Origin of the sequence: Coleofasciculus sp. F4-SAH-05, from assembly GCF_040222985.1 — a bacterium.
Classification (GTDB): Bacteria; Cyanobacteriota; Cyanobacteriia; order Cyanobacteriales; family Coleofasciculaceae; genus Coleofasciculus; species Coleofasciculus chthonoplastes.
Map to the genome: position 1 here is coordinate 1 of NZ_JAVKBY010000134.1, position 7,304 is coordinate 7,304.

At 46.7% G+C, this 7,304-nt stretch carries 4 protein-coding genes; 2 read left to right on the forward strand and 2 right to left on the reverse strand.

Features of this window, described 5'->3' with window-relative positions; genetic code table 11:
* Nucleotides 1-430: 430 nt before the first annotated feature.
* Nucleotides 431-1,120, reverse strand: coding sequence for a HupE/UreJ family protein (locus tag RIG27_RS16380; protein WP_446346848.1), 690 nt, complete (start codon nt 1,118-1,120; stop codon nt 431-433).
* 72 nt (nt 1,121-1,192) lie between these two features.
* Nucleotides 1,193-2,302, reverse strand: a complete 1,110-nt coding sequence (locus tag RIG27_RS16385; RefSeq protein WP_446346850.1) for a TRAP transporter substrate-binding protein — start codon at nt 2,300-2,302, stop codon at nt 1,193-1,195.
* Between the two features lie 707 nt (nt 2,303-3,009).
* Here RIG27_RS16385 and RIG27_RS16390 point away from each other — a divergent pair.
* Nucleotides 3,010-5,265: a caspase family protein gene (locus RIG27_RS16390; RefSeq protein ID WP_446346852.1), complete on the forward strand. Its 2,256-nt coding sequence runs from the start codon at nt 3,010-3,012 to the stop codon at nt 5,263-5,265.
* Nucleotides 5,266-5,378: 113 nt separating this feature from the next.
* Nucleotides 5,379-7,211 carry a VWA domain-containing protein gene (locus RIG27_RS16395; RefSeq protein ID WP_446346854.1) on the forward strand — a complete coding sequence of 611 codons (1,833 nt, stop codon included), beginning with the start codon at nt 5,379-5,381 and terminating at the stop codon, nt 7,209-7,211.
* The last annotated feature ends 93 nt before the right edge of the window (nt 7,212-7,304 follow it).

Sequence of the window (7,304 nt, forward strand, 5' to 3'; positions counted from 1 at the left end):
GGCGGGAAATGTCAGTAGTGAGACGGTTAAGCGTTACATTGAAAATCAGAAGACCAGATAGTTTGGTCATCTCCGTACCTCCGATGACCCGCCTTATATCCCACACCTAAAAGGATGTGGGTTTTACGGCGTTTCTATAAACATCTCATTGCATTGTCCTCTTGCTTCTAGTCTGCCTACTTGACATCCTCCCCAACCTGCTAACGCGGTGTCAGGATGGGGATTCCAAAAATCGCTTCTTGGTCTGGAAATTGATATCTTCAACAAATATCATTCCAGCGCCTTGAACCAGGTGATGAGCTAACTTAAACGGACTCCCCCTGCTTCCCCTGCTTCCCCTGCTCTCCCTGCTTCCCCTCACCTCTCCACTTATTCAGCAGCCCCTACTTAGGGTTCCCAGGGTTAGCCCACCCTACATAAAATCGGCTGACTATCCGACAATGGCAGTTGCCAAGAACATGACTCCCACCGAGCAAATTGCCAAGCCGAAAACCCGCAGGATAGCCAATGCATTCTCACTCCATCGCTTGAGGATAAGTTGACTTGCCATCATCGCGCCGAAGGCAATAATCCCCTGAATGAGCGTAAATCCGAGCAGATATGCCGCTATCGGATTCATCTGGGCACCAATAATGGCTTCTCCATAAGCATAACCATGGAACAATCCCGCGATCGCAGCCAGTCCAGTTAACACTTTATAATCGAGACGGTATTGCCCTATCAGCATCGCCCCAAACAGAACCACCGAACCCGCAATTGCCAGTTCAGTCATCGGCAAGTCAATCGCTAACAGGTGAATCCCTGTACCTACCATTGCCGTTAACAAAAAGGCAACGGGAATAAAACCACCCCGAACAATATTCGCGGCTAATAAACCCACAGCCACAACAAACGCCAAATGGTCAAATCCGATAACCGGGTGCGCGAGTCCAGAGAGCAACCCTTCCCAGACATTGGCAGGGGTTCTACCCCCAACCGGGTGGTGAGCGGCGGCACGTTCAGCCGCCCCTAAGACACCAATCCAAACCAACAGAGCAATCTGAACCCAGTCAAATCCTGGTTTTTTTAGAGTAGAGCGCTTTAACGGATAGTGCCGCATAGTAGACTGTTTAAATTTCAATCGTTCACACCTCATCAATGACATATTTGGGAAAGGCGGATTTATTATAGCGGTTCTCAGTGATTGACATCCTCATCCCTGATTTGCCATCACAAAGTTAGAAAAACTGAGTTGATTCACCTGATGCCATTGGTAAATCTGTTCACGAAAGCTCTTCCACTGCTCGTAAACCTCTTTAAACGTACTATCTTGAGCAGCATTCTCCTCATATATTTCAAAGGATGCCTTCTGAGCCGCCTGCATAATCTCTTGAGAATAGGGCATCAGCTTCACCCCAGCGTCCAGCAGTTTTCCTAGGGCTTGTTGATTTAAGGCATCATACTGAGTCTGCATGTTCAGATTGGCATCCATGGCTGCCGCTTTGAAGACTTCCTGATACTCTTTGGGCAATTTATCCCACTCTCCCTTATTCACTTGCACTTCTAAAGTTGCTCCTGGCTCCCACCAACCGGGATAGTAGTAGAGTTGAGCCGCTTGATGCAAGCCGAGTTTCTCGTCATCATAAGGACCCACCCATTCAGCCGCGTCAATTGCCCCCCGTTCCAATGCTAGGTAAATCTCGCCACCGGGTAACACTTGGGCGTTGACCCCTAACCGGGACATCACGTCACCGCCTAACCCAGGAATCCGCATGGTCAAACCTTGGAGTTCCGCCACCGAGTTAACTTCCCGCTTAAACCAGCCGCCCATCTGAGTTCCCGTATTCCCAGCCGGAAAGTTAATCACGCCGAAGTCACTATAAAGCTTGTGCATCGCCTCTAAACCACCACCATGGTATAACCAGGCATTCTGTTGTTGGGCGTCTAAACCAAAGGGAACAGTTGTGCCAAATGCCAAAGCTGGATTTTTGCCGATGTAATAATAGCTAGCGGTGTGACCACATTGTACAGTTCCAGTTTGTACCGCATCTAGCACCTGCAATCCGGGTACAATTTCACCAGCAGCAAAGGGCTTAATCGTGAAACGTCCATTGGTCATTTCACTGACACCCTGGCAAAGGGTTTCTGCGCCGCCAAAAATAGTATCCAACGATTGGGGCCAACTCGTTGCCATGCGCCACCGAATTCTGGGTTGGCTACCGCTTTGCGCCCCTGAATTAGTAGCGGTTGGGCGACACCCCGCTAGGGCGGCGGTGCCTGTTGCACCAATGACAGCATTCCCGACAAATTTTCTGCGTTTCATGAGTTTGCCCGTTGCACCAAATTGATTACGGGTTCCCAAAGCCTCTGCCTGGGATTTTGGTAATCTGGAATACTTTCTCTCTGTAAGCCCTGATTCTATCAGAGTGAGTATCCTTTTGAATAAAAAATAATCGGCACTATGTAGAGACGCGCCACGGCACGTCTCCAGTCAACTGTAGGAGTGGATTTAGCTACTGTAGGGGCGGGTTTAGCCATTAAAGCTTGCGTATGACTGATAACTGAAAAACAAAACCCGCCCTGGCTTGTGACCGATAACTATCAAATTACCACAAACTCTAGTCACCAGAAAAAAAGCGATGGTAGCCACAAATAAAAATATAGTTTACGATCAATGTATAGGTTTGTAAATAGACAAAAAAAAATTAGCCTTTCGGTAGATACCTGCCTGTCTATCCGGATATAACAGAAGTAAAGGTTTAAAGAGGGTGTACTCAACGACAACCATCAAGAGTCTAAGCTAACAAACATTTCAATGTCTGCCTTGACATCCTGGCTGTTTGCAGTGTAAGGACGGGGTCAGTTGATTCCACAATAACGGACAAAACCCATAACTATAGCAGATAAAATGTACAACCGCTTAGTGGGACTAGTGAATCCAAACTTAGGGTCACCAATTGCCTGAAAAAATCTTGATGGGAGTAATTTAGGCAGCACAAAACGTTGTAGCAGTCTAGGGAATCACCAGTTGTGAAAATAGCATTGCTGATTGGGGTAAGTGAGTACGGCTATGGTTTTCACCCCGTACCCGGAGCCGTTAACGCTGTTGAAGCGATGCAACGTGTTTTGCAGTATTCTTTTGATGAGATAGAAACGCTGATCAATCCGAATCCTCCCGTGATGCGGGAAACCATCGAAACGCTGTTGAGTCAGCGTGCCGAGGAAGATGTCGTGTTGTTGTTTTTCTCAGGTCAATGTATCCAAGATCATAATGATACCGTATATTTAGGAACTGGCATCACCGCCACTCGCATGACTGATGACAATTCCCTCAAAGAATTAGTCAAGGCAACCGTTGTTCCAGCTCGTTTAATCCAGGATATACTTAGCAACAGTCCCTGTCCGCAGAATATTGTGATTATCGACGGTTACTGTAGCAATATTTTGGATTGGGAAATAACGGCAAACGACTATAATCAGGTTGGGTTAAAACAACAAATGACGGGTGAGAAGTGGGCGCTTCTGAGCTGTTTTAGTTCCATTCCCTATTTCAACCAATCAGAAGCATCTCAACCCTCGGATTACACTCGTTACTTAATCGAAGGACTGGCAACGGGACTCGCCGATCGCAATCATGATGATTGGATTTGTGTCAAGGAACTTCATGACTATGTTTCTCAGCAGCTTAAAATTGTTGCTCCTGCGTTAAAACCTAGATTATATGCTAGCGAACCTTACCAAGCGATCGCACTGAGTCAAGTTCCCCTAAATCGCCTCACCTTGAAGTATCGTAAAGAAGCACAGCGCTGGATCAGAGGGGGTGAAATTGCTGTTGGCGGTCGTTCAGCTCTGGATACATTAGCCCAAAGTCTACATCTCACTCCAGCCGATTGTGCGGCGATAGAAGCCCAAGTTTTAACCCCCTATCGCGAGTATCAGGAAAAATTACAGCGATATAAACAAGCGTTTCGGGAAGTTTTCCGAGCCGATAATTCACTCAACCCCAAGTCTCGTAAACTCTTAAAAGATTTGCAACAGTCTTTAGGATTGAGAGAGCAAGATATTAAAGACACTGAACAAATAATCCTATACCAAAAGCAATCCCGCCAAACTTCCCAATCGAATCCCAATAGTAATCGGGAAGTCGAGAGAACAGGAGGAACAGACATTAGAGAATCTCTAAGTCGGCGTTCTATTTCACTCATTCGAGATCAACGAGATCAAGAAGAAACCACCGACGTATCCACACCCATGGAGGTGTCACCCCAATCAGAGGATAGCGCCCCATCGACTCAATCGGTTGAGCCTACAGAACCCCCTATTTCAGCCTCTGCACCTGTGCCGGTGTCACCTCCAGCCGAGGAGAGTCTCCCACCGACTCAACCCGTTGATTCCCCAGCACCCCCGATCCCGCCATCCACACCGACAGAGGTATCACCCCAATCACAGAAGAGTGTCTCACCCAATCAACCCGTTGATTCCCCAGCACCACCCGTCTCCGCCTCCACATCGCTAGAGGTGCCATCGCCCCAACAGGAGAGTGCGATCGCGCCCTCATCCACCATTGACTCTATTAATCCTGAACCAACGACAGAATCGACGTCAGCCAATGGCAATCAACCGGAAAGAGTCTCATTAAAACCCGATTCTATCCCCGAATGGTATATGCAAACGCCAGACGAACCGGAAACAGAACCGACTGCTGACGTTCAAGTATCATCAAATCTTAGCAATTTCTTAAATCCTGAACCCGCCGTTTCTAAATCCTCCAATAAACTCTTCCTTTGGGCAGGAATTGGTGGCGGTTTAGCTACATTAGCTCTACTGATTAGTTTATTTAATCGTACCGCCGTCCAACCGTCAACCGATGCAACCGATACCGTTGTCTCATCATCAACAACCTCTCCCACAGCGACAAAATCAGCCAACGGTGCTACTTCCAGTCCCTCCCCATCTCCCTCTCCTTCTCCTGAACCTAAACCATCGCCAGAACCTGCCACTTGTTCAGTAATTGTTACCGGAAATGTTCGTTCTGATCCAGCATCATTTCGCGATAATGTAATTACCTATTTAACTAGAGAACAAGTACCAATAACAGGCAAACAAACCAAAGGTGGCTGGATAGAAATAAAACTTCCTAATCAAGGTCTAGCTTGGGCGCATCGGGAGGTAATCTTAGACGAAGAGGATATAGATTCCTGCATGTTTGAACAGGGAATGACGATTCAACTGGTTCCCGATATTCCACCGCCGCCCGATTTCATTTATGACGATGACGAAGATTAACAACGGTAGAGACGTTCCGCCGGAACGTCTCCCTGACATCCTAGCCCTTGTTTTTAATTAGTTAAACTAAAATGAAATAATCCCATCTAAACCCTTAGCGCTAACCTGTGGATATGAAAGCCAGTTACACCCTCAGTCAATCGTTAATTGCCGCAGACAGTCCCTCAACCGTAGACTTACTGATTACCTTTCAAGGATCAGAGTCAAGTCAGCAGACATCCTCGCGTCGTCCGCTCAATCTCAGCTTAGTTTTAGATCGTTCGGGTTCAATGGCGGGAGAGCCCCTACGATATGCCATTCAAGCTGCCCAAAATCTTATTGATCATCTCACCGCTGATGATTTTGTTTCGGTGGTGATTTATGATGACACCGCCGAGGTGATTATTCCCCCACAATTCGTTCGCGATCAAGCCGCTATTAAAGCAAAAATTGGTAAAATTCGCGCCGGGGGCTGCACCAACTTAAGTGGCGGATGGTTGTTGGGATGTACTCAAGTTCAAGCTAACCAAAGTCCGGAACGGATTAATCGCGTCTTACTTTTAACCGATGGATTGGCAAATTATGGGATTAAAGATCCGCAAGTGCTGACGAAAACAGCCTTAGAAAAAGCAGAAGCGGATATTGTCACCACAACTTTAGGGTTTGGTAATTATTTTAACGAAGATTTACTGATTAATATGGCGAATGCCGCCAGAGGAAATTTCTACTTTATTCAGTCTCCCGATGATGCTTCCCAAGTGTTTGAAATTGAGATGGAAAGTTTAGTCTCAGTTGTGGCGCAAAATCTCAGGGTGAAGCTACAACCGGAAGCGTTTGTGGAGGTTGGTGAGATTCTGAATAACTATCGCTTTTCCCAGGTTGGCAATACGGTAGAGGTTGTCTTGGGCGATGTGTATGGCGTTGAACAAAAGCCCTTGGCGATTCCCTTAACCGTGTCCTCGCGATCGCAATCCGGAATGACGACGATTGCGACTGTGACGTATGACTATCAAACCATTGTCGAAGGCAGTATCCAAAACATTAGCAATCAGTTTTCCATTACCTTAACCGTCGGTTCAGAAGAACAAGCCAAAGATATCCAGCCTGATCCTCAAGTCTTGGAACAAACCTCTCAGTTAAGAATTGCCAAATTGAAAGATGAAGCCGTTTCCCTGGCGGACAAGGGAGACTTTCAACAAGCGGTAGTTAAACTGCGTGAAACGATAGAGGAACTTAAACACAAGACATTAGACGAATTCTTTGACATTGCCGAAGAAATTGCCCAACTTGACTACTATGCCCAATGTTTAGAAAATCGACGATTTGACCGGGCAATCCGCAAAGAAATGCGGGATCAATCTTATCAAACCCAAACCCGCGATCGCGAAGATTTAAAATTCCGTGGAACCACAACAGGTGCAGCCAGTGGGTTAGAGGTAACGACGAATCCCGACAGTGGTGTTTTAGTCAAATGTGAACGGGTTGGGGGTAAGCTACGAGTTCGGGTTATTTCTGAGGGATATAATCCGGATTTAAACGTGCAGTTTCCCCGCCGTATTCGCGAACAAGGTGTCACCTATGTCGTGGATGAAATTACCCCATCTGCTAATGGCACATTTTATCGCACCTCAGGAAACATTCGCCGCCTGGTTAAACCGGGTGAAGAAAAAGCATCCACCCCAAAAAACCGTCAAGCTAAACAATTACAAACCGCTAAAGCCCAAGGAACAGCGGCTGATTTAGAAACCACAGATACGGTGGGAGATGGGGTTCTAGTTCAGTGTGTCAAGGAGGGGAAAAAACTACGAGCCAGAGTCGTTTCTGATGGCTATAATCCTGACTACAATATCCGTTTTCCTCGCACTATTCGAGAGGAAGGGATATTATATGTCGTGGATGAGGTGAAGGAAAATCCCCAGGGAGGTTCCTATATTGCTTATGGTAAAATTCGCCGATTAGTTCAGTAGTTGTGAAAGTCAGATAGATATTAAAACCTATTAGGTATTAGTAGCGAGCAAGATGCAAAGCCTGCGGCATGGCTTCGCTTAACGCACTACAAG

Excerpts from the sequence above, each read along its gene's own strand:
- RIG27_RS16395 (WP_446346854.1), top strand. The coding sequence starts at position 5,379 with ATGAAAGCCAGTTACACCCTCAGTCAATCGTTAATTGCCGCAGACAGT.
- RIG27_RS16385 (WP_446346850.1), bottom strand. The coding sequence starts at position 2,302 with ATGAAACGCAGAAAATTTGTCGGGAATGCTGTCATTGGTGCAACAGGC.